Below are 21,877 nucleotides of genomic sequence, written 5' to 3'. Positions count from 1 at the left end.
GACCGTGCGTTCTACGCGGGCCTCGCGGTGCTGTGCGCCGTGTCCACCGCCGTCGCGGTGATCGACCTGATCGTCATCCGGCGCCGGATGGCAGAACAACGGCGGTGGCACCGCTGACGACGCGGCCGACGGAAGGCACAGTCGCAGCGGGACCACCGCAGGAGCGGAACGGCGTCCGCACAAGCCATAGCCCCTCCCGATCACCCACCGGGGCCAACCAAGTCCCAGCCCTGTGGGCAACACCGTGGCGGGAGGCCGTCCGAGCGATGCCGCGACAGCTGAGGAACAGCGGCGCCCGTCGCAGTCGCCGTCGGCGACGGGCCCCGCCTACGGTTGGAAGCAGGACGCGCCGATGTCCGGCTTCCGGTTGCGCAACGCGTCGAAGGTACGGTCGTCCAGCAGAGGAATCGAAGGTGGGCCAGGTGGATCCGGAGGATGGATCCGGGTGGGCGGATGTTCCCGACCGCAGCCACCGAATCGACGACGAGATGGACGAGATCGTCGGACGTCTGCGGAACCTGGCTCACACCCAGCGCCGTTTCCAGGACCTGCTGGACGCGGTGATGGCGGTGGGCCGGGATCTGGACCTGCCGGTCGTGCTCCGCCGGGTGATCACCACCGCGATGGGCCTGGTCGACGCCCGCTACGGCGCACTCGGGGTGCTGAGCGAGGACGGCGAACACCTGGAGGAGTTCATCCCCGTGGGGCTGAGCGAGCAGCAGGTCGCAGCGCTGAGCGGGGTCGCCCTTCCGCAGGGACGCGGACTCCTGGGGCACCTCATCGACCATCCCGAACCGCTGCGTGTCGCGGACATCGGCGCCCACCCGGACGCGGTGGGCTTCCCGCCGGGCCACCCGCCGATGCGGACACTGCTCGGGGTGGCACTCACCGGACGTGGACGGGTCTACGGCAACCTCTATCTTTGCGAGCGGCGCGACGGACAACCCTTCGACGACCACGATCAGGACATCCTCGTGGCGCTCGCCGGCGCGGCCGGCCTCGCCATCGAGAACGCCCGCCTCTACCGGCAGGTCCGTGCCAACGCCGAGTACTTCCAGCGTCTCCTGCTTCCCAGCCTGCCCGATGTGGCGCCCTTCTCCGTCGCGGCGATCTACCGGCCCGCCGCCGCCCCGGACCACGTCGGCGGCGACTGGTACGACGCCCTGATGCTCCCTGACGGCGCCTGCGCCCTGGTCATCGGCGACGTCGCCGGACACGACCTGAAGTCCGCCGCCACCATGGCCCAGACCCGCAACATGCTGCGCGCTCTCCTCTACGACCGCCGCACCCCGCCCAGCGCCGTCCTGACGCAGCTCGACCGCACCCTCCAGGCGATCACCGACAACCCCATCACCACCACCTGCCTCGCCCGCGTCGAACCCGCCGAGGACGGCTGGACACTCCACTGGAGCAACGCCGGACACCCTCCACCGCTCCTGATCGGCCCCGACGGCACAGCCCGTTACCTTCACACCGACCCCGGTCTGCCCCTCGGCGTCGACCCCGACGTGCCCCGCCCCGACCACAAGCACCCCCTGCCCGGCAACGCCACCCTCGTGCTCTTCACGGACGGCCTGGTCGAACACCCCCACCGCCCCCTGGACGCCGGCCTCACCGCCCTCGCCCAGGTCGCCGCCGCCCACGCAGATCTGCCCCTCGAAGATCTCTGCCGGACCCTGGCCGACGCCCACCTCGCCGACGGCCGCGACGACCTCGCCGTCCTCACCCTGCGCACCCCGCCCACCACGCCGACCCCCGGGACACCGGCGACGCACTCCCGAGCCCGGGAACAGGACGTACCCCGTAGGCCCGCAGCCCGGTCATGAACCGGCTTGCCGCTTTATCCGCACCCCGGGGCAGAGGGCCTCGGCCACCTCTCGATCGAACGGTTCGGTGTCGGGGGTGAGCACTGCTGCGGCGGCCGCGGCCACCCCTAGGGCACAGGCCTCGACCGGATCGTCGCCCGCGGCCAGCCGAAGAGTGAGTGCGGCCACCATGGCGTCTCCGGCCCCGGCGTCGCTGAGCGGCTCGCCGGGCAACGGCGGGACTCTCAACTCGGTGTGACCGTGCCTGGTCGAACAGAGTGCGCCGAGTTCCCCGAGGGTGGTGACGGCGATCTCAGTCGCTCCTGTAGCGAGTAGGGACTCGTTGACGGTGCGGGCGTCGTCGAAGCTCCGGACCGCCCGGCCGGCGAGGCTGGCGGCCTCGTGATTGTTGCACCTCCGCAGAAAGACGCCCTCGTGCAGCGACTCGCGCAGGGCCCGCCCCGAGGTGTCCAGCACCAGCCGGGCCCCGGCCTCCTTGACCCTGCGGGCGACAGCCGCGTAGAAGGTGTCGGGCAGGCCGCTGGGCAGGCTTCCGCTGGCCACGACGTACTGGTGACTGCCGGCTGCTCGGCCCAGCGCGTCCAGGAGACGCCCTCCCTCCGAGTCGTCCAGTCGCGGGCCCGGCGGCACGATGTGATAGCTGCGGCGTGACTCGGTCTCGAACAGCACGAACGCTTCGCGGGTCTCGCCCGCGATCCCGAGGGGGAGGTGGTCGACCCCCTCCTCGTCCAGTAGCCGGTTGAGGCGCCGGCCGACCTCGCGGCCGGCGGTGTGGACGGCGGTCGCCCGTCCTCCGAGCCGCGACACGTCCCGGGCGACGTTGATCCCTCCGCCGCCGGCGGCCACGAACCTGACCCGAGCGCGGGTCTTGCCGATGTCCGCCAGGCGGTCGACCTCGTAGCAGATGTCGACTGTGGGGTTCACTGTCAGGGTGAGGATCGAAGGCACGGTCTCAGGCAGCGGACTCCTCCCGCCGCTACCCGCCGCAAGCGGACCGGACACGTCAGAGCCGCTCATCGCGGTGACACGGCGGTTGTGATCTCGATCGTCCGGGCTGCCCTCCCGGGGCCTCCGGACAGGGCCGGGACTTCGTGGGAAGGCCCTCGAACAGGTCCGGGAACGACGGCCACTGGTACCCCGGTCGATGGAGCAGTTCGCCGGCCATCTCGATCTCCTCACTCGGCCACTCCTTCCATCGTGCTGCGCGAGCACGGGAGGCGCGATCGGGAGCATCCCGTGGCCGCCTGCCCGTGCTGCCTTCCCGCCTCCTGGCCGCACGGGCCGGCAGGCACAAGGGCCGGCCTGAGGTGTCGTTCCGCCGGCGGGCTCCGGACCGGACCTAACGTCTGTTCGGTGAAGAGTCGACACGAAACGTGGGTGCGGCCTCCCGGGCTCGATCCCGAGGAGGCCGCGGAGCTGCTCCTGCGCGATCTGCACAGTTCGCGGGTCGGACTGACCTCGGTCGAGGCGCAGCGGCGGCTGTTGCAGTTCGGCCGCAACGAGCTGCGTCGGCGTGGGGGCCGGCGCTGGCCGGGGGAGTTGGCGCGTCAGTTCACGCACCCGCTCGCGCTGTTGCTGTGGCTCGCCGCGGTGCTGCTGACGGTCGTGGGTTCATTCGTGGTGGCGGTTGCGGTGGTGCTGATCATCTTCCTCAACGCCGCGTTCGCGTTCGTCCAGGAGGTGCACGCCGAGCACGCGGTCGAGGCGTTGGCCGCCTACATTCCGCAGCGGGCGAAGGCCCTGCGGGACGGTGTCCCGCGGGAGATCGACGCCATCGAGCTGGTCCCGGGCGACGTCGTCGTCATCGGGGCGGGTGACCGGATCGCCGCGGACATCCGCCTCCTGCAAGGGGCCGTCGAGGTCGACATGTCGGCGTTGACCGGGGAGTCGGTGACCACGTTGCGCTCGGCCGCGATCCTGGACGTGGACGTCCCGGTGCTCACGGCTCACGATCTCGTCTTCAGCGGCACCAGCTGCACGGGCGGCGAGGCTCACGGCGTGGTCTTCGCCACCGGGATGAACACCGAGCTCGGCCGCATCGCCGCGCTCTCCGAGCGGGTCGAGCAGGAGCCCAGCCCGCTGGAACGCCAGGTGCGGCGGGTCGCCTGGCTGATCGCGGTCGTCTCGGTCTCCCTCGCGCTCGCCTTCATCCCCCTGGCCACGTTCGGCATCGGCCTGTCGCTGGTCGACTCCGTGGTCTTCGCCGCCGGACTGCTGGCCGGCATGGTCCCCGAGGGGCTCCTGCCGGTGATCACCCTCGCGCTCGCCGTGGCAGTCCGGGCGCTCGCCGCCCGCGGCGCCCTCGTCAAACGGCTCAGCGCGGTGGAGACCCTCGGCTCGACCGACGTCATCTGCACGGACAAGACCGGCACCATCACCGAGAACCACATGCGCCCCACCCACGTGTGGACCGCCTCGGGCCTCCTCGACCTCGACGACCCCGCGGCGCTCCAGCGCGGCACCCCGCCCGACCCGGCCCAGGTCACGGTCGGTCGGATCGCGGCCACCTGCAACAACGCCCGCCTCGAACCCGACGAGGAACCCAGCGGCGATCCCACCGAGATCGCCGTCCTGCTCGCCGCCCGCGAGCTCGGTGCCGGCCTCGCAGCCGCCGAACGCGAGTCGGACCGCTGCTGGCAGTTCCACTTCGACCCGGAACTCAAGCTGATGTCGACCGTCGACCGCCACCACGGCCGCCTCGCCATCCGCACCAAGGGAGCACCTGAAGCACTCCTGCCGCTCTGCACCACGTTCCTCGCTGCTCAGGGGAAGCAGCCGCTCACCGACTCCGACCGGCAGCGCATCACCGCCCAGGTCGACGCGTTCGCCGCTGACGGCCTGCGCGTGCTCGCCCTGGCAGAACGGGAACTGCCCCCCGACCGCCGGCCACCGCACCGACGGAGCGACGCCGAGAGCGACCTGTGCTTCGCCGGACTGATCGCCATGCTCGACCCGCCCCGCCCCGAAGTCGCCGACGCCGTACGCGACTGCCGCTCCGCCGGCATCCGCATCATCATGATCACCGGCGACCACCCGCTCACCGCGGCCGCGATCGCCCGACGCGTCGGCATCACCGGCAGCGACCCCACCGTGATCAGCGGCCGGCAGCTGGAGGAGCTCGGCGAGACCGAACTTCGCACCCTCGTGAACCGGACGCCCGACATCGTCTTCGCCCGCGCCTCCCCGGAGGCCAAGCTCCGCATCGCCGACGCACTGAACGAGGAGGGACACGTCGTCGCCATGACCGGCGACGGCGTCAACGACGCCCCCGCGCTACGCCGCGCCGACATCGGCATCGCCATGGGCCGCTCCGGGACCGACGTCGCCCGCGAGGCCTCCACCATGGTGCTCACCGACGACAACTTCGCCTCGATCGCCACCGCGGTACGCGACGGCCGCCGGATCTACGACAACGTCCGCAAGTTCATCATCTACATCTTCGCCCACGCGACACCCGAGGTGATGCCGTTCCTCTTCTTCGCACTCGGCGGCGGCCGCATCCCGCTCCCCCTGACGATCCTGCAACTCCTCGCCTTCGATGTCGGCAGCGAGACACTCCCCGCCCTCGCCCTCAGCCGCGAACCCGCCGAGCCCGGGCTCATGGCCCGCCCGCCCCGCCCGCGGTCCGAAGGCGTCATCCGGGGCCCGATGCTGCTACGCGCCTGGCTCTTCCTCGGCGCGATCGTCGCGGCACTCCAGATGACGGGCTTCTTCTTCGTCCTCACCCGGGCCGGCTGGACCTTGGGCGACCCCACCGGCCCGGGGCAGCCCCTGCACCACGCGTACCAGCAGGCCACGACCATGACCTTCCTCGGCATGATCGCCGGACAGATCGGCACTGCCTTCGCCGTCCGCACCAGCCGCGCCTCGCTCCGCTCCGTAGGTGTCCTGTCCAACCGCTACCTCCTCGCCGCCATCGCCGGCGAACTCCTCCTCGCAGCCGTCTTCGCCTACACCCCGCCGTTCCAGAAGCTGCTGGGCACCGCTGCCCTCCCGGCGAGCGACCTGCTGTTCCTGCTGCCCTACCCCTTCATCGTCTGGGGCGCCGACGAACTGCGCCGCTACCTGATCCGACGGCACAACTCCCGTTCCCCCCAATGACAATAGCCTCGACGCCGTACGCGCCCCGGATCGCACGCACTTCGTCGGACCGTCGCACCCGCGAGGGCCTGACCGGTCGAGCACGCAAGGGCTCAGTGCCGACGAGGGCGCCGGGCAGGACCACAACCTCGGCGAACACCACAGCGGTCCGGATGCTCCGAGCTGGTCTCGGCCACCCGCATCGCCGGATGTCTCGGACGGGGAGCACCATCGAAGGGAGCCCGGCCCCACCTGGCCTGCGGGAACGGGCTCACTGGAATGACAGACAACCGCCAACGAACCTTCGGAACGCATCAATCCGTCTCCTGTCGAGGAGCCCCTGGAAACGGCCACGGCAGACCCGTCGGCCGTCGAACGAAAGCTGCTGGCCATGCGCTGGTCCCAGACGCACATCCCCACCCTTCGCGAGAACCCGGCGGAGGCCGACGCGCCGAGCCATCAGCTCCTGCTTCGCGCCGGATTCATCCGCCAGCTCATGGCAGGCCACTACTCGCTGCTGCCGCTCGCCGTCCGGGTACGGTCGAAGATCATCACCGTCATCCGGGACGAAATGGCCGTCATCGGGGCGCAGGAATTCTCCCTGCCGGCGATGCACCCGGCGGAGGTATGGCGGCGCAGTGGCCGGTGGGACGCCATGGGGGACGAGATGTTCCGCCTGAAGGACCGCAAGGGCGCCGAACTGACGCTGGGCATGACCCACGAGGAGATCTTCACGTCGCTCGCCACCGAGCTGAAGTCGTACCGTGAACTGCCGCAGACGTGGTACCAGTTCCAGACCAAGTTCCGCGATGAGCCCCGCGCCAAGGGCGGCCTGCTACGGACCCGGGAGTTCACGATGAAGGACTCCTACAGCTTCGACCTGACGCAGGAGGGCCTGGATCGGTCGTTCGACCTGCACCGTGAGGCCTACCTGCGGATCTTCGCGCGGCTGGGGATTCCGGCCATCCCGGTGAAGGCGTCCAGCGGCAGCATGGGCGGGGCCGCGTCGACGGAGTTCATGTGCCCGGCCGAGGCCGGTGAGGACTTCGTCGTCCACTGCCCCTCCTGCGGCTACGCGGCCAACAGCGAGAAGGCCGTCTCCCGGCTCACCGCGATCGCCGACGGTCCGGGCCTGCCCACGCCGGAGCCGTTCGACACCCCTGGTGTGCGGACGATCGACGACCTGGCCTCGCGGTTCGACGCGCCCGCCGAGCGCCAGGTGAAGACCCTCGTCTACGTCCTGGACGGGCAGCTCACCCTCGTCCTCCTGCGCGGTGACCACGCGCTGGCCGAGCAGAAGCTCGCGGATTCCTGCGGGGTCGGCGCCATGCGGCCCGCCCGGCCCGAGGAGATCCGGGAAGCCCTCGGCGCCCTGCCGGGAAGCCTCGGCGCCGTCGGGGTGACGTCGGTGACCATCCTCGCGGACGAGGCCCTGCGGGGCCGCAGGGACATGTTCACCGGTGCCAACGAGGACGGTGTCCACCTGCGGGGCGTCGACGTGGAGCGGGACATCGCCGTCTCCAGGTGGGCGGACCTTCGCGAGGTCGCCCCCGGGGAGGCCTGTGTGCGGTGCGGACAGCCGCTGCAGGTCCGGAAGGCGATCGAGGTCGGCCACATCTTCAAACTCGGTTACAAGTACAGCGACGCCTTCGGCCTCACCGTCCTGGACGCCGACGGCAGACCCAGGAAGGTCATCATGGGCTGCTACGGCATCGGCGTCGAGCGGGCGATGGCAGCCGCCGTCGAGTGCCACCACGACGACAGGGGCATCGTCTGGCCGATGGCCACGGCTCCCTTCGAGGCGGTCGTCGTGGTGGCCCAGCCCGACGACGAGGCCACCGCCGCGGCCGGTGAGAAGGTCTACCGGCAGCTGCTCGCGGCCGGGGTGGACACGATCATCGACGACCGCTCCGAGCGGGTCGGCGTGAAGTTCCGGGATGCCGAGCTCGTCGGTATCCCGCTGCGCGTGACCGTCGGCAGGCGTGGACTCGCCGAGGGGGTGGTGGAGCTGACCGAACGGGCAACGGGCGAGACGCGGCGGGTCCCCCCGGAGGAGGTCACCGTCGAGGTGCGCAGGGCCGTCGACTCGGCCGGGCAGCGGTCGGAGCCAGCAGACTGCTCCCCGCCCCTGATCAGCAGCGCTCGACCGTCCAGGGCTCGACCGTCCAGTTCCCGCCCCCGGTAGCCGCCGGGTACGCGCGGTCAGGCCCGTTCGGCGGCGGCCACGTGCTCCTTCACGGCCACGAAGCTGTCCGGCGCCACCGAGATCGAGTCGATCCCGGCACTCACCAGGAACCGGGTGAACGCCGGGTCGTCACTGGGCCTCTGGCCGCACAGGCCCACCGGGCGGCCGGCCGCGTGCGCCGTGGCGATCAGGGTCTCGATGCTCCGGGTGACGGCAGGATCGGTCTCGTCGAAGAGGTGCGCGAGAGCGTCGGAGTCACGGTCGACGCCCAGGGTGAGCTGGGTGAGGTCGTTGCTGCCGATGGAGAAGCCGTCGAACCGTTCGGCGAACTCCGCTGCGAGGATCACGTTGGCCGGGATCTCCGCCATCACGTACACCTTCAGCCCGTTGCCACCACGCGGCAGGCCCTCGTCGGCCATCACCGCGAGCACCCGGTCGGCCTCCCCCGTGGTGCGGCAGAACGGGATCATCACCACCACGTTCGTCAGGCCCATCTCGTCGCGGACCCGACGCAGCGCCCGGCACTCCAGGGCGAAGCCCTCCCGGTAGCCCTCGCTGTAGTAGCGGCTGGCGCCGCGCCAGCCGATCATCGGGTTGGCCTCGAGCGGTTCGAAGGGGCGCCCGCCCACCAGTTTGGCGTACTCGTTGGTCTTGAAGTCGCTGGTACGCACGATCACCGGGTCCGGCCAGCGCGAGGCCGCGATCCGGGCGATGCCCTGGGCGAGGCGGTCCGTGAAGTACCGGGACCGGTCCTGGTAGCCGTCGGTGAGTGTGTCGATCTGGCGCCGCGCCTCGGGGTCGAGGCGTTCGGGATGGATCAGTGCCATCGGGTGGGCCTTGACCTGGTGCGCGACGATGAACTCCATCCGGGCCAGCCCCACCCCGTCCGCCGGCAGCTGCCACCAACGGAACGCGGCGGCCGGGTCGGCCAGATTCAGCATGACCCGGGTACGTGTCTTCGGCAGCCCGGCGAGGTCGATCTCGGACTGCTCGTAGTCGAGCCGTCCGGCATAGACGTGGCCGTCCTCGCCTTCGGCGCAGCAGACGGTGACCTCTTGGCCGTCGTGCAGCAGCTCCGTCGCGTGGCCGGTTCCCACGATGGCCGGCACGCCCAGTTCGCGGCTGACGATGGCGGCGTGCGAGGTGCGGCCGCCGTGGTCGGTGACGATCGCGGTGGCCCGCTTCATGATGGGTTCCCAGTCCGGGTCGGTGATCCCGGTGACCAGCACGGCCCCGGCCGGGAAGCGCTCGAGCTCGACGGGTGTGGTCAGCGCGCGGACCGCGCCCGTGCCGATCGCCTCGCCTACCGCGATCCCGTCGACGAGCGATTCCCCCGAGCCGGTCAGCCGGAAGCGGTGCAGCATCGTCGCGCGCCGCCGGGAGACCACGGTCTCGGGACGGGCCTGGACGATGAAGATCTCGCCGGTCCGGCCGTCCTTGGCCCACTCGATGTCCATCGGGCAGCCGTAGTGCCGCTCGATGACCACGCCCCAGCGCGCGAGAAGGCGCACCTCCGCGGCGTCCAACACGCGGCGGACGCGCTCCTCGGCGCTGGTGTCCTCCGTACGGGTGAGGCCCCGGTCGGCGTAGACGGCCTTGCGGCGCTTGGCGCCGATCTCGGTGTGGATGACCGGGTCGAGTCCGGGGTTCTCCAGCAGCGGTTTGAAGACCAGGTACTCGTCGGGGTCGACCTGCCCGCTGACCACCGTCTCGCCCAGCCCCCAGGCCGCGCTGACCACGACGGCGTCCGGGAAACCGCTCTCGGTGTCGAGGGTGAACATCACCCCGGCCCCGGCCAGGTCGGAGCGGACCATCAGCTGCACGCCGACCGAGAGCGCCACAGCGAGCTGATCGAAGCCCATCCGCTCGCGGTAGTCGATCGCCCGGTCGGTGAACAGGGAGGCGTAGCAGCGCCGGCAGGCGTCCAGCAGGGCCTCGCGGCCCCGGACGTTCAGGTAGGTGTCCTGCTGCCCCGCGAAACTCGCCTCCGGCAGGTCCTCTGCCGTGGCACTGCTGCGCACCGCGACGTCCGGGTCCTCCCGGCCGGCCTCGCGTCCGAGCCTGGCGTACGCCTCGGCCAACTCCTCCTCCAAGGCGGGCGGTAGTGGTGTGCCGAGCATCGCGGCGCGGATCGTCGCACCCACCTCGTCGAGTGGCGCGCCGCCGTTCAGCAGGTCGATCTGCTCGGTGATCCGCTGCCGGAGTCCGCCGGTGTCGAGGAACTCCCGGTAGGCGTCGGCGGTGCTCGCGAAGCCGTCCGGCACCCGGACACCGGCCGGGCCCAGGTTGACGATCATCTCCCCGAGCGAGGCGTTCTTTCCTCCGACGAGCCCGACATCCTCACGGCCGAGACCGGAGAACGGGATCACCCGGCGGATCGTGGACATGGGTTCCTCCGCTGGTGCGCGAGAGACGGCGACGGATGCGCCCGGGCGGCATGTCCGCGCTGACGCGCTACGGGCCGGGGCCGTCGGCCGGCAGGTCCAGTACACATCGACCGTCCGAGCGGCGCGAGCCGACCCAACCGACGGGGGGCTGCGGACCATCCGACTTCGGGCTTCCTCCCCGCCCCGTCACGGAGGTCTCGTTCATTGCTCGTCGGGCGAGTCCCCAGACGGCGATGACCAGGACGTCTGTCCAGTGGAGGCCGATGCCGACCGACCGCGAGCACCAGCGCCCCCACGACCGCCGCCGGCTCTGCCGCAAACAGACCATCTGCTCAGTGAGACGGACAGTCGCATCTCCGCCGCGATGCTGGCGTCCCCGCGCGCCTCGTGGCGCATGGTAGGCCGGGTCCTCGGCATCTCCGAGCGCACCGTGGTTCGCCGCGCGGCACCGCTGTTCGGCGAGGGGACGCTTCGGGCCACCGCGGTGCGCAACCCCGCGCATTTCCCAGACCTGATCCCGCTGGCCCTGCGTATCCGCTGCAAGCTCAACCGGATCAGCGCCATCGCCGCCCCCCTTGCCCGCCGCCCGGACAGCATCTGGGTCGACGTCCTCGGCGGCGGGGACGAGATCTGCACCGTCGTGTTCCTGGACGGCCCGGACGCGCGGAACAACCTGCTGCTGCGGGACCTCCGCCACACCCGCAGTCCAGTCCTGGACCTCACACGTCCTGCTGCGGGTCTTCCCGGCCACCTTCGACTGGAGCGGAGGCCTGCTGACGGAGAGCGAACGAACCAGCCTGCAACCGGACATGCCGGCGGTTCCCATCGGGCACGAGCTGCGCGACCGTCCCGTTCCACGTGTAGCACAACGGCGGCACCGACAAACCCGACGCGTCAAAACGGGGCGGTCGTACGAGCGACGACGCGACCCTGTTCCTGATCGAGTGGCGCTGAGCCCGCACCCCCGCCGCGGCTCTCCTGAGCGGCCGGATCGGTCCGGCGCGGGCGGAGTACCGTGGAGATGTCGGGGCGGCCCGAGCCGCCGCGCCCTGAGGGGCGGGTCTCGCTCAGCGGGCTCAGCCCGCGTCCACGGACAGGTGGCGAGCCATGTCGGACGAAACCGGTGCTTCGCACCGCGGGCTTCTGCCGGACCGGTTCCGGCAGGCCGCGCAGCCGGGGACGGTCCTGCTGCGTCTGGAGACCACCCAGTCACGCGAAGGTGCGCTCGACGGCGCGTGGTGGCCCCATTCACGGGACATCAGCGCCGAACTTCCCGGCCTGGTCCGTGCGTTGACCGAACACCTCGGCCCCATCGCGAGCGTCGGCCTGGACGCGGAAGCCTGGGACGACGTCCCGGCCCGCCTGGTCGTCGACGGCCGGTCGGTGCACATCGACCGGTACCCGGTCGGCGACGACACCGTGATCATCACGCGGGGCGACCGCGATCACTTCAGCCTGCTCGTCGTCCCCCCACAGGCGAGCCGGGAAGCAGCCCTGGCCGCGATGGCCCGCGCGGTCGAGGCCGACGGAACCGACTCCGCGCGGCAGATCCTCATCGCCACCGGCGTCGGTCCCGAGCCACCGGCCGAAGCGTCCTGAGGGCCGGTCTCGTGGGCCGGAGTCCTCGGGCAGACAGGAAAGGCGGGACGCAGAGATGTCCGTCTACGTGAAACTCTCGGCCGACGCACGGGCACCGGCGGAGCCGTCGAAGGGGCCGCTGGACCTGCAGTACGAGGACGACACGGACAACGGCGTCACCTTCGAGTACGACCTGCACCCGAGCGGCGCGCTGCGCGTCCTGCGGGTCTTCGAGGACACGCCGCACCGCATCGAGGCGTGCTTCAGCCCCGGAGCGTGGCTCCAGGTCGTGGGCACCTACCTGCGAAGCGGCTCCGAGTACTGACGGCGGTCCGCACCGGGCGAACCGCAGGCCCTCGGCGGCGGTTGCCCGGCTGTCAGCGGTGCGCGGATCGGCCCCCGTCCCGGAGCCGGACGGCGGAGCACGACCTCTCCTCGCCGACCTTCCCCGCGGCTACGCGCCCTTGTTCGGCCGCGCCGACCTCGCCACCGCGGCTTGACCCGGACCGGGCAATGGCCGTCACCAGTACCGTGCGCCGCCCAACGGGCAGCACCGCGCATTCGCAGCGGCCACCACGCCAGGTGCAGGGTCGACCTGAACGCCTGGTCGGGCGGGTCGCGAGTGCGTTCTGGTGGGAGTCACCTCTACCCGTGGACGCTGAATGGGAGGGCGGTGTCGAGGGCGTCGCGCAGGGCGTACAGGTCGGCGATGGTGGCCAGTTCGGCGAAGCGGGCCAGCAGCCGGCGGACGGTTCGGTCGTCGCCGTCGTGCACGGCCTCGATGATCGCCTCGATCAGGTCCGCCTGTCCGTCCCGGGCCGACTCCGGTACTGCGGGCACCAGCTCTTCCATTCCCGCCTCCCTGCGCGGTGTCGCTGGGTCCTTCTGCCGCTGCGCGGCGGCGGCTCGGGGGGTCGCCGCCGCCGCGCAGCGGCAGATTACCTCACACCCGGATGCCGCAAAATCTATGCTCGCCGGAGTAGACATTCCTTGCGGGCGGGTCTAACGTTTCTCTCGTAGACAGGAGTCGGCGATACCGGCCAGACACGAACTGGCCGGCGTTGTTGGACAGAAGTTCGCAGGACGGTCCGGCAGTGGAGTCCCGAAGCCAGGCAGATGCAGGACGGCGACGGGGCTGACTGCCGGACCAGGCGGCCCGCAGGTATCAGGGGCCGCCACCAGCGGTACCTAGCACTACGCAATTCAGTGAGAGCAGTACCAGCAGTACGAAAGTGACAGTTCAGTACAGAGGATGAATGGAGGGCGCAAGCGCCATCAGGATCGCCCGGCCCGTGAACACTCACCCGGGCGGACACCGCAGACCCCAACGCAAGGACGGTGGTTTCCGGTCACGCATACGCGATCCCCGCACACCCCCCGGGGCAGTGCGGAAGTAACAGGACCGGCCAAGGCCGGTAGATGGTGTTGTTACCCTTCGGGGCCCCGGAGCCGACACGGCCCCGGGGCCCCTCGACGCGTTCTCCCCGAGAACCAGAGAGGTGCAGTGACTACAACGACCAGCTCCAACACACCCGACAAACTCGACGACGACGACTACCCCGCCTACACCATGGGCCGCGCCGCCGAGATGACCGGCACCACCCCCGGCTTCCTGCGAGCCCTCGGCGAACACCGCCTCATCACCCCACTGCGCTCCGAAGGCGGACACCGCCGCTACTCCCGCTACCAACTGCGCATCGCCATGCGCGCCCGCGACCTCGTCAACCAGGGCACCCCCATCGAAGCCGCCTGCCGCATCATCATCCTCGAAGACCAACTCGAAGAAGCCCTACGCCTCAATGAGCAGCTCCGCCGCACCCAACACCGCCAGGAGCCCACCGCGGACACCTGACCCGCCCGGCAACCTGGCCACAGCTCCTTCCAGTCCTACGGCCGCGCCGCAGCTGGCTCGGGCCCCGGAGCCCTCGCACCGGGACCCCCGGATGTGCAGGGTTGCGCCGTCCGTTCCAGCGCGGTGTGCCCACGGGCGGCCGGTGCGGCAGCTTCCCACTCAAAGCCGGCCTTCCAGCACGGATCCAGGACCCGCCGATGGCCTCACCGTCCGCGCGCTGAGAGCCCCCGGCCGCCGTCGCCTTCGCCATCGAGTAGGACACGTTCACCGACCCGGCTGGGCAGGCCACGCACCGAAGCATCCGTGCATCTCCGTCCACGCACGTGTACCCGCCGTTCCAGCTCGGCCGGTTCCCCGCCGGGCGGCCAGCGGTGAGACGATGAAGAAGCGGCTACCGTGCCGCCGGCCATCGCACCTCGAAACGAGGGATGATCATGGCCAAGGTCCTTCTGGTGCTGCTGTGCCTGGTCCTGCCGTTCCTGGCAGTGCTGATCAAGGACGGGCCGAGCATGAAGGTGCTCTGGGCCTTCCTCCTCCAGCTGTGCGGCCACGTGCCCGGGGTCATCTACGGCATCTACCAGGTGGTCAAGGACTGAGGGATCGCACTCGCGCTGTGGTCCGCCTCCGGCTACGTCGCGGCCTTCATGCGCGCCGCCAACCACGTCTACGGCATCGACGAAGGCCGCCCGCCCTGGAAGACCCTGCCCACCCGGCTAGGAGCGTGGGTCAGTAACGGGCAATCCGCCGAGCCTGTTAGGGCATGACCGTAGAGCTGGTGGATCGCAAATGAGCCGCCAGTTTGGACAGAAGAAGCGGCCGCCTCAACAGCCCTACGTATGATCTAAAGCATGATCAGCTTCACGATGGTCGAGTTCCCCACTGCCTCGGCTCGGGGGTCGGCAGAGTTCTTCGGGGCCGTCTTCGGCTGGGCGGCAACCCCGTACGGTCCGGAGTACACCGACGTGGACTGCGGCGGCGGGGTCAGCCTCGGCTTCCAGCAGGACCGCGCAGAAGCCCCGGCCGGGCCGCTGGCCGTGATCCAGGTGAGCGACCTGGCGGCGACGCGGAACGCGGTACTCGAGGCGGGCGGGACCATCACGGTCGAGGCGTTCGACTTCCCCGGCGGCAGGCGCTTCCATTTCCGCGAGCCGGGGGGCAACGAGCTTGCCGCATGGACCCCGACGGGACACTGAACCCGCCGTAAGCACGCTGACGAAACAGATCGCCGGCAACGGGCGAGATCGGCGGGACAGCCCTGGAGCACGGGACGGGATAATCCCGATATGCGTGATCAGGAGGGGTTGTTCGAGGCCGGGTCGGTCGGGCCGAAGCGGCACCCGCTGGCGCGTGCGGTTTGAACTCGTCCAGCGGCGCCGGGTCGTCACCGTCCCACTGGCTGAACAGCACCACGTTCCCGTTGGAGTGGTGGGTCAGCTTGAGGATCGCGAACAGCCCGTCGTAGACCGGCTCGCGCGGACCGCTGTGCTCGGCCAGGAAGGCACCGAAGTTGGTCAGCAGCCTCTCGAAGTCACCAGGGCGGTGCACCAGTTCGCCCCAGGGCCAAGCCACGCTGCTGATCCAGACCCGCGGCGGCGGCTCCGGCAGGTCGATCGCGAAGTGGTAGCGCAGCACCACCCCGAAGTTCCCGCCCCCGCCACCGGTATGGGCCCAGAAGAGGTCCTGCTCGGGTGAGCCGCTCGCGTCCTCCCGGTTCACCCGCGTCACCGCGGCACGGCCGCCGCGGACGGTGACCACGTCGACCTGGACGAGGTGGTCCACCGTGAGCCCGTGCCGGCGGGAGAGCACCCCGAACCCTCCGCCGCAGATGTGCCCGCCCGCGCCGACCGAGTAGCAGGACCCGGCGGGCAGGGTGACGGCATGCTCCCGGAACAGTGTCGCGTAGACGTCCCAGTTGGTGGCGCCGCCCTCGACGCAGTACATGGGCCGGCCGAACTTGTCCGCCCCGGCGGCCACCCGGCGCATCGTGCTGAGATCCAGGATCACGCCCCGGTCGTTGTCGACGAAGCCCTCGTAGCAGTGCCCGCCACCGCGCACGGTCGGGCGCAGTCCGCGGTCCAGCGCCCGGTTCAACTCGGCCACCGCGTCGGCCTCGTCGGCCACCAGCCGGATGTAGGCGGGACTGCTGTGCCAGCGCTGGTTGAAGCCCTGGCTGAGCGTCCGGTAACGGGGGTCGCCCGGCAGGACCGTCCGCCCGGAGAATTCGTGTCGCAAGCCCTTCCCTCACTTTCTCTGGTTCGAGAGAGCCCGGCGGGCCGCACGCTAACACCCGTATTCGGCTTTGTGAATTCATTTACGAATAAATGTGACAGTACGTCATTTGTTGCCCCCTCAGGGGCCATCGCGCGGAGTTGACCTGAAGGTCGATTGTCGGTGGCATCGACTACGGTCCACGACAACTTCGCAGAATCCGTTCCACGGGAGGTTCGATGACGGTCTTCTGCCGCATTCTCCGTACGTTCCGTACGTTCCGTGCGCTCCGGGCCCTCCGTGCGCGCGCCGGGCCGGGAACACTGCCGTGGGGGGGCGGGGGGGGGGGGGCGGCCCCCCCCCCCCCCCCCCCCACGGCCCCGGCCTCAACGGCCGGGCGTTCGAGGGCGGAGCCCTCAGACCGCCGGGAAGATCTCGGCGTCCGGCTTGAGCAGCTGGCCCGGCTTCGGCGCGGTGCCGTCCACCAGGTAGCGGGTGACCATCGTGTTCAGCGCCGTGCTGCGGCCGACGGCGCAGTGCTCGATCGAGTCGACGCTGACCAGCACGGCGTTGCCCAGCTCCTGCTGCATCCGCTGGGCGAACTTGTACTGGGTGGCCGGGTCGTAGAGGTTGCCGATGACCATCACGGTGTTGGAGGTCTTCTTGTTCCACGGGCCGCTGAAGCGCTCGGCGTCCCGGGCCGGGGCCGGCCAGCTCGCGCAGGCCGGGGCGTCGAAGGCCTGGTAACGGCCGAAGGTCGGCGACTCCTTCTCCCACGCCCGGGCGACGTTGGCGAACACCCGGTCGTTGGACGGGTACGGCTTGTCCTGGCAGTTGACGCCCATGTAGGAGTCGTCGCCGGTGTACTCGGAGTCGGCCGGGGCCTCGCGCAGCGCGCGCGGGACGTTCACCGTGAGCTGGTTGGCCTCGTCGTCCGGGACGTTCGCCCTCGGCGCCAGCAGTGCGGCCGCGGCCGGCTTCCGCATCACCTGGTAGGTGGCCTGCAGCGACTTCGCCAGCGGAGCCAGCTTGGCCTGCGAGTACAGGGCGCTGGCCACCTCGCTGGTGAAGCTGCTCAGCGTCACCTGGGAGCCGTTCGACAGCGTGATCGGGCTGGTCCGCAGGTGGTCGCGGAGCTCGTCGAACTTCGCCCGGGTGTCGCCGTCGCCGAAGGCGCAGCGCGGGGCGCCGGCGGTCTGGCAGCGCTTGAGGAACTCGTCCAGGGCCAGCTCGAAACCGCCCGCCCGCTGACGGTCGTACTCGAGGCCGTTGTGCAGGCGCAGGTTGGGGTCGACGTTGCCGTCGATGATGATCGCGCGCACCTTGTTCGGGTACATGCTCGCGTAGGTCGAACCGATCAGGGTGCCGTAGGAGAAGCCCGCGAAGGTGAGCTGGGAGTCACCGACGGCACGGCGCATCCGGTCGAGGTCGCGCACCACGTTGATGGTCGACATGTGCTCGATCAGCGGGCCGGCGTTCTTGCTGCAGGCGTCGGTGTAGTCCTGGTCGGCGTCCAGGGTGTCGTCGACCTCGGCCTTGGTGACGGGCACGCCCACCATGCGGCTGTTGACCGCGTCGGCCCCTTCCTGGGTCTTGAAGCACTTGAGCGGGTTGCTCCGGGCCACCCCGCGGGGGTCGAAGCCGACCAGGTCGAACTTGGCCTGCACCTCGGCGCCGAAGCGGGTGGTTGTCGCCCACATGTAGCCGCTGCCGCCCGGGCCACCGGGGTTGAGGAACAGCGAGCCGATGCGCTTCGACGGGTCGCTCGCCCGCCGCCGCATCATGGCGATGCCGACCTTCTCACCGGACGGATCGTCGTAGTCCAGCGGCACGGGGTAGACGGCACAGTCGTAGATGCCCGGGTCCGGCTTGCTCGGGTCGGGGTTGCAGGGCTTCCAGTCGACGGGGTCGACCTTCGCCTCGGCGGCCGCCGCTCCCGGGGCCTGGTCGAACGGCGCGGCCGACGCGGCCACGGCGGTTCCGGTGACAAGGGCGAGCGCGCAGGTGACCGCTCCGGCCAACGTGGATATGCGGGACAAGGAACCTCCTCCGTACTGAAAGGGCGGCCCCAGCCTGTCAGTCTGAGAACTCCATGTGAAGACCTCGAAGCAGCGGAAATCCTTCGGTTTCCGTGCCATACCGGCGGAAACATTCTGTGAATGAACCAACTTGACGGTTGATTGACCTGATGGGCACTCAACCGCACCGGTGGGCGCGCGGTGGTCGTCGATCCGGGCCGCGGGTTCCGGCGCCGCCCACGGCCCTGGGGCCGGCCGCTATTCGGCGATCGGCTTCGACAGGTTGTCCTCGGCGACGACCTGGTAGACCGCGTTCAGGGTCGGCGGGCCGACCAGGTCCTTGATCCGCTCGAAACGGCGCTCCTCGACCGGCCCGAGGCGCTCCATCCACTCCCCGATGGACTCCGGCCCGTGATCGCCCTCGATGAGCGCGACGGTGATGATCTCCCGCGAGTCCTCCAACGCGGTGGCGGTGATCACCCGGGTCCGCGGGTCATCCGGGAACACCTCGTCCGGGATCCAGCCCTTGCGGAACTCCGCATACTCCACACCTTCGTTGAGCTTGCGCACCATGACGGCGACCAGCTGCATGACGTTCTCCCCAGATGTTTCTTACGGTGCAAGAAGTTGACGTCGGCTATTGTTTTCTTGCACTGCAAGAGTTGTCAAGGCCCGATCGGGGCACCCCACCGGGCCGACCCCGAGTCAGGAGGAGCACATGCCGGGCCGACGCACCCGCCCCAGGACGGGCCTGACCCGAGAGAAGATCATCGACGCCGCCCTCGACTACGTCGACGAACACGGCCTCGCCGCCCTCTCCAACCGCAAGCTCGGCGCGGCGCTGGGCTGCGAGGGCATGACGCTCTACCACTACGTCCCCAGCAAGGCCGCCCTGCTCGACGGGATGGTCGAACGCCTGCTGGAGCTCTCCGCGGGCGACCTGTTCGCCGAACCGAACGGCCCCTGGACCGAGGTCGTCCGTGACTTCGCCGTCGCACTGCGCCGGATGCTGCTGGACCACCCCGCGATGCTCACCGTCCTGGCCACCCGGCCGGCCGCCACGCCCGCGTCGCTCGCCCTGCTCGAACGCGGCATCGCCGTGCTCCGCGAGGACGGCGTCCCGCTGGCCGATGCGCTCGACGTTCTGAACTCCGTGGTCATGTGGACCCTCGGCCACACCCTCAGCGAGGTCGGTGAAACGCCCCACCACGAGGGCACCGAACCCCAGCCCGAGCAGTTCTCCGCCCTGGACCGGACCGCCTTCCCCCACCTCGCCCGAGCCTTCGACACCGGCGAGGGCCTGGACTCCGAGCAGCGCTTCCGCCGCACGCTCCGCATCCTGCTCGCCGGCTACGCCACCGAGTTGGAGCACGCGAAGGGAACCGCCTCCTGACCGGCCGTGGGGGGGGGGGGGGGGGGCGGGCCCCCCCCCCCCCCCGGGGGGGGGGGGGGGGGGGCCCCCCCCCCCCCCGCGGGGGCGGGGCGGGGGCCCCCGGGGGCCGGCGCCCCCCCCGCCCCGCCCCCGGGTGGGGCCCCCCCCCCCCCCCCCCCCCCCCCGCGGGCCCCCCCGGGGGGGCCCCCCCCCCCCCCCGCCCCACGGCCGTGAGATGCGGCGGATGCCTCCGCCACCGGAGGCGGTGCGGTCGACGGTCGCCCGGGTGCCGTCCGGTCCGGACGGGAGCGCGAACGGGTCGCGGTCGTGGTCCTGGCGCCGCAGGAGCGCGCCGCTACGCGCCGGTCGCGCCTCGCAGGGCGGCCGCGACCAGACCCTGGAGCGCGTCGACCCCGGTCTCGCCCCCGCCCACCAGGCGTTCGAAGACCAGTCCGTCGATGCAGGCCAGCAGGGTGGCGGTCCGCCCGTCCGGGTCGGCGACCCCCTGGTCGGCGAGGAAGGCCCGGACGACGGCCCGGCCGGCGTTCTCGCGCGGCACGAGGATCTCCCGCAGTTCCGGATCGCGCACGCTCTCCACCGCGCAGGCGTACCGTGCGAGCGACCGCCGCCGCCCCGCACCGGTCAGCCGGTGCCGCATCAACTCGGCTATGTTCTGGACCAGTTCGTCCGCCGAACGGACCGTCGCCCGCTCCCCCATCGCCTGCAGCTCCCCTTGGTCCAGCTCGACCAGGCGCCGCACCAGTGCGGTCAGCAGTGCCTGCCTGGTGCGCAGGTAGGCCGAGGTGGTGCCGACCGGCAGCCCGGCCGCCGCATCGACCGCCCGGTGGGTCAGCCCCCGCACCCCCGCGTCCGCCAGCACGCCGATCGCCGCATCCGCCAGCACGGTCCGCCGGTCCGGCCTCCCCGCCCCGCCCGCGCCGCCCTGCTTCTGTTCCTGGCCCTGGTCCTGGTCCTGGTCTCGCCGCATCCCCCCTTTCTACCGGGCCGGGACCCCACCTCACCCATCCGGCTGCTCCCGAAGCAACCGTTCCCACAGCCCAGGAGCCCGCCCCTCCGGACCCCTCCGGTAAGGCCGTAGTACGCTCCTTCTACATCTGTAGAAAACAGCACGGCGACACGGGAAGGACCGGGCATGAGCGACAGCAGCGCGGTGGTGGTCGGGGGCGGCATCGGCGGACTGGCGACCGCGATCGGACTCCGGCTGGCGGGGTGGGACGTGACCGTGGTCGAGCGGGCGGCCGTACTGGACGACGCCGGGGCCGGGATCTCGCTCCACGCCAACGGCATGCGGTCGCTCAGGATCCTCGGGGTGGGCGACGCCGTCGAGGCGGCTTCGCGGCGGCAGTACACCGGCGGGACGCGGACGCCGGACGGCCGCCGGCTCGCCCTGATGGATGGCAAGGCGCTGGAGCGGGAGCTGGGGGCGCCGATCGTCGGCATCCCCCGGGCGGACCTGCACCGCATCCTGCGCGAGGCACTGCCCGCCGAGTCCCTGGTGATCGGCGCGGAGGTGACGGAGATCGACACCACCGACCCCGCCCGGATCACGGTGGGTTACGACGGGACCACCCTGGACGCCGATCTCCTGGTGGCGGCCGACGGCATCAACAGCCGGATCCGGCGCCGCATCTTCCCTGCCCACCCCGGTCCGGTCTACAGCGGCTCCACGGTGCTGCGGGCGATCACCGAGCGCCCGGTCGACGGGCTGACCGCCGACTTCGAACTGACCTGGGGCCACGGCGCCGAGTTCGGCCACATCGCCTTCCCGGACGGCCGGGCCGAGTGGCACGCCGTGCTCAACGCCCCGACCGGGGTGCGCTACCCGGACCCGCTGACCGAGGTCCGCCGCCGCTTCGCGCGCTGGCACGACCCGATCCCGACGCTGCTGGCGGCGACCAGACCGGACGCGGTGCTGCACCACGACGTCAACGAGCTGGTCACCCCGCTGCCCTCGTACGTCTCGGGACGGATCGCCCTGCTCGGCGACGCGGCCCACGCCATGACGCCCCACCTCGGCCAGGGCGCCTGCCAGGCCCTGGAGGACGCGGCGACCCTCGCGGCGGCGATCGCCGGAAGCCCGACGGTCGAGGGCGCGCTCGCCCGTTACGACGCCGCCCGCCGCCCGCGCAGCCAGACCGTGGCCCGCGACGCCCGCCGGGCCGGCCGGATGGGCCAGCAGCTCGCCAACCCGCTGGCGGTCGGTCTGCGCAACGCCGCGATCCGGCTCGCCCCGCCCGGAGTGATGATGCGGACGGTCCTGAAGCACGCCGACTGGACGCCGCCCCGGATCGCCCCCCGAGCCGCGTAGGCAGGAACCGCCGCTCTGGGCAGGAACCGCCGCCCTGGACAG

17 protein-coding genes and 1 pseudogene are annotated in these 21,877 nt (G+C 71.2%); 11 read left to right on the top strand and 7 right to left on the bottom strand.

What is annotated here, in order from left to right; genetic code table 11:
* The first annotated feature begins 488 nt into the window (after positions 1-488).
* A complete protein-coding gene (locus tag ACH4J0_RS28445) occupies positions 489-1,826 on the top strand; it encodes a PP2C family protein-serine/threonine phosphatase (RefSeq protein ID WP_396243463.1) in 1,338 nt (445 codons plus the stop codon).
* On the opposite strand, the gene ACH4J0_RS28440 is transcribed toward ACH4J0_RS28445, so the two are convergent.
* Positions 1,821-2,843 carry a 1-phosphofructokinase family hexose kinase gene (locus ACH4J0_RS28440; protein ID WP_396243459.1) on the bottom strand — a complete coding sequence of 341 codons (1,023 nt, stop codon included), beginning with the start codon at positions 2,841-2,843 and terminating at the stop codon, positions 1,821-1,823. The genes ACH4J0_RS28445 and ACH4J0_RS28440 overlap by 6 nt on opposite strands.
* A 336-nt stretch (positions 2,844-3,179) precedes the next feature.
* Between ACH4J0_RS28440 and ACH4J0_RS28435 the strand changes: the two genes are divergently transcribed.
* Both ACH4J0_RS28435 and ACH4J0_RS28430 read left to right on the top strand, forming a co-directional pair.
* The gene (locus ACH4J0_RS28435) at positions 3,180-5,927 is read left to right on the top strand and encodes a cation-translocating P-type ATPase (RefSeq protein ID WP_396243458.1); all 2,748 of its coding nucleotides are present in this window, start codon (positions 3,180-3,182) and stop codon (positions 5,925-5,927) included.
* A gap of 370 nt (positions 5,928-6,297) precedes the next feature.
* The gene (locus ACH4J0_RS28430) at positions 6,298-8,091 is read left to right on the top strand and encodes a proline--tRNA ligase (protein WP_396243457.1); all 1,794 of its coding nucleotides are present in this window, start codon (positions 6,298-6,300) and stop codon (positions 8,089-8,091) included.
* Positions 8,092-8,108: 17 nt separating this feature from the next.
* Here ACH4J0_RS28430 and ppsA read toward each other — a convergent pair whose 3' ends face one another.
* Positions 8,109-10,478, bottom strand: coding sequence for a phosphoenolpyruvate synthase (ppsA, locus tag ACH4J0_RS28425; protein ID WP_396243456.1), 2,370 nt, complete (start codon positions 10,476-10,478; stop codon positions 8,109-8,111).
* A 1,107-nt stretch (positions 10,479-11,585) separates the two neighbouring features.
* Here ppsA and ACH4J0_RS28420 point away from each other — a divergent pair.
* Positions 11,586-12,077, top strand: a complete 492-nt coding sequence (locus ACH4J0_RS28420; protein WP_396243455.1) for a DUF5994 family protein — start codon at positions 11,586-11,588, stop codon at positions 12,075-12,077.
* A gap of 55 nt (positions 12,078-12,132) precedes the next feature.
* Positions 12,133-12,381: a hypothetical protein gene (locus ACH4J0_RS28415; RefSeq protein WP_396243454.1), complete on the top strand. Its 249-nt coding sequence runs from the start codon at positions 12,133-12,135 to the stop codon at positions 12,379-12,381.
* Between the two features lie 320 nt (positions 12,382-12,701).
* Here the strand turns inward: ACH4J0_RS28415 and ACH4J0_RS28410 are convergent, their stop codons facing one another.
* Positions 12,702-12,908, bottom strand: a complete 207-nt coding sequence (locus ACH4J0_RS28410; protein ID WP_396243453.1) for a hypothetical protein — start codon at positions 12,906-12,908, stop codon at positions 12,702-12,704.
* 718 nt (positions 12,909-13,626) lie between these two features.
* Here ACH4J0_RS28410 and ACH4J0_RS28405 point away from each other — a divergent pair.
* The 4 genes and pseudogenes from ACH4J0_RS28405 to ACH4J0_RS28390 all read left to right on the top strand — a co-directional run bounded on the left by ACH4J0_RS28405 (position 13,627) and on the right by ACH4J0_RS28390 (position 15,101).
* A complete protein-coding gene (locus ACH4J0_RS28405; protein ID WP_396243462.1) occupies positions 13,627-13,908 on the top strand; it encodes a MerR family transcriptional regulator in 282 nt (93 codons plus the stop codon).
* Between the two features lie 434 nt (positions 13,909-14,342).
* Positions 14,343-14,504 carry a YqaE/Pmp3 family membrane protein gene (locus tag ACH4J0_RS28400; RefSeq protein ID WP_396243452.1) on the top strand — a complete coding sequence of 54 codons (162 nt, stop codon included), beginning with the start codon at positions 14,343-14,345 and terminating at the stop codon, positions 14,502-14,504.
* A pseudogene (locus ACH4J0_RS28395) lies at positions 14,505-14,636 on the top strand (ribonuclease); the annotation flags it as partial.
* 120 nt (positions 14,637-14,756) lie between these two features.
* Entirely contained in the window at positions 14,757-15,101 is a 345-nt protein-coding gene (locus ACH4J0_RS28390) for a VOC family protein (protein WP_396243451.1), read from the top strand.
* Here ACH4J0_RS28390 and ACH4J0_RS28385 read toward each other — a convergent pair.
* The 3 genes from ACH4J0_RS28385 to ACH4J0_RS28375 all read right to left on the bottom strand — a co-directional run bounded on the left by ACH4J0_RS28385 (position 15,004) and on the right by ACH4J0_RS28375 (position 18,725).
* A complete protein-coding gene (locus tag ACH4J0_RS28385; protein ID WP_396243450.1) occupies positions 15,004-16,140 on the bottom strand; it encodes an FAD-binding oxidoreductase in 1,137 nt (378 codons plus the stop codon). The two genes, ACH4J0_RS28390 and ACH4J0_RS28385, sit on opposite strands and share 98 nt — an antisense overlap.
* A 392-nt stretch (positions 16,141-16,532) precedes the next feature.
* Positions 16,533-18,155 carry an alpha/beta hydrolase gene (locus tag ACH4J0_RS28380; protein ID WP_396243449.1) on the bottom strand — a complete coding sequence of 541 codons (1,623 nt, stop codon included), beginning with the start codon at positions 18,153-18,155 and terminating at the stop codon, positions 16,533-16,535.
* A gap of 237 nt (positions 18,156-18,392) precedes the next feature.
* Positions 18,393-18,725 (bottom strand): hypothetical protein, encoded by a 333-nt coding sequence (locus ACH4J0_RS28375; RefSeq protein WP_396243448.1) that lies wholly within the window; start codon positions 18,723-18,725, stop codon positions 18,393-18,395.
* Between the two features lie 127 nt (positions 18,726-18,852).
* Between ACH4J0_RS28375 and ACH4J0_RS28370 the strand changes: the two genes are divergently transcribed.
* Complete coding sequence (locus ACH4J0_RS28370) at positions 18,853-19,527, top strand: TetR/AcrR family transcriptional regulator C-terminal domain-containing protein (protein ID WP_396243447.1); 675 nt, start codon at positions 18,853-18,855, stop codon at positions 19,525-19,527.
* A gap of 334 nt (positions 19,528-19,861) precedes the next feature.
* Here ACH4J0_RS28370 and ACH4J0_RS28365 read toward each other — a convergent pair whose 3' ends face one another.
* Entirely contained in the window at positions 19,862-20,494 is a 633-nt protein-coding gene (locus ACH4J0_RS28365) for a TetR/AcrR family transcriptional regulator (RefSeq protein WP_396243446.1), read from the bottom strand.
* Positions 20,495-20,659: 165 nt separating this feature from the next.
* On the opposite strand from ACH4J0_RS28365, the gene ACH4J0_RS28360 reads away from it, so the two are divergent.
* Positions 20,660-21,835 carry an FAD-dependent monooxygenase gene (locus ACH4J0_RS28360; RefSeq protein ID WP_396243445.1) on the top strand — a complete coding sequence of 392 codons (1,176 nt, stop codon included), beginning with the start codon at positions 20,660-20,662 and terminating at the stop codon, positions 21,833-21,835.
* Positions 21,836-21,877 lie beyond the last annotated feature (42 nt).

The organism is Kitasatospora sp. NPDC017646, assembly GCF_044329365.1.
Lineage (GTDB): Bacteria > Actinomycetota > Actinomycetes > Streptomycetales > Streptomycetaceae > Kitasatospora.
Note: the sequence above shows the minus strand (reverse complement) of the source record. Positions and strands in the feature narration are given on the sequence as shown.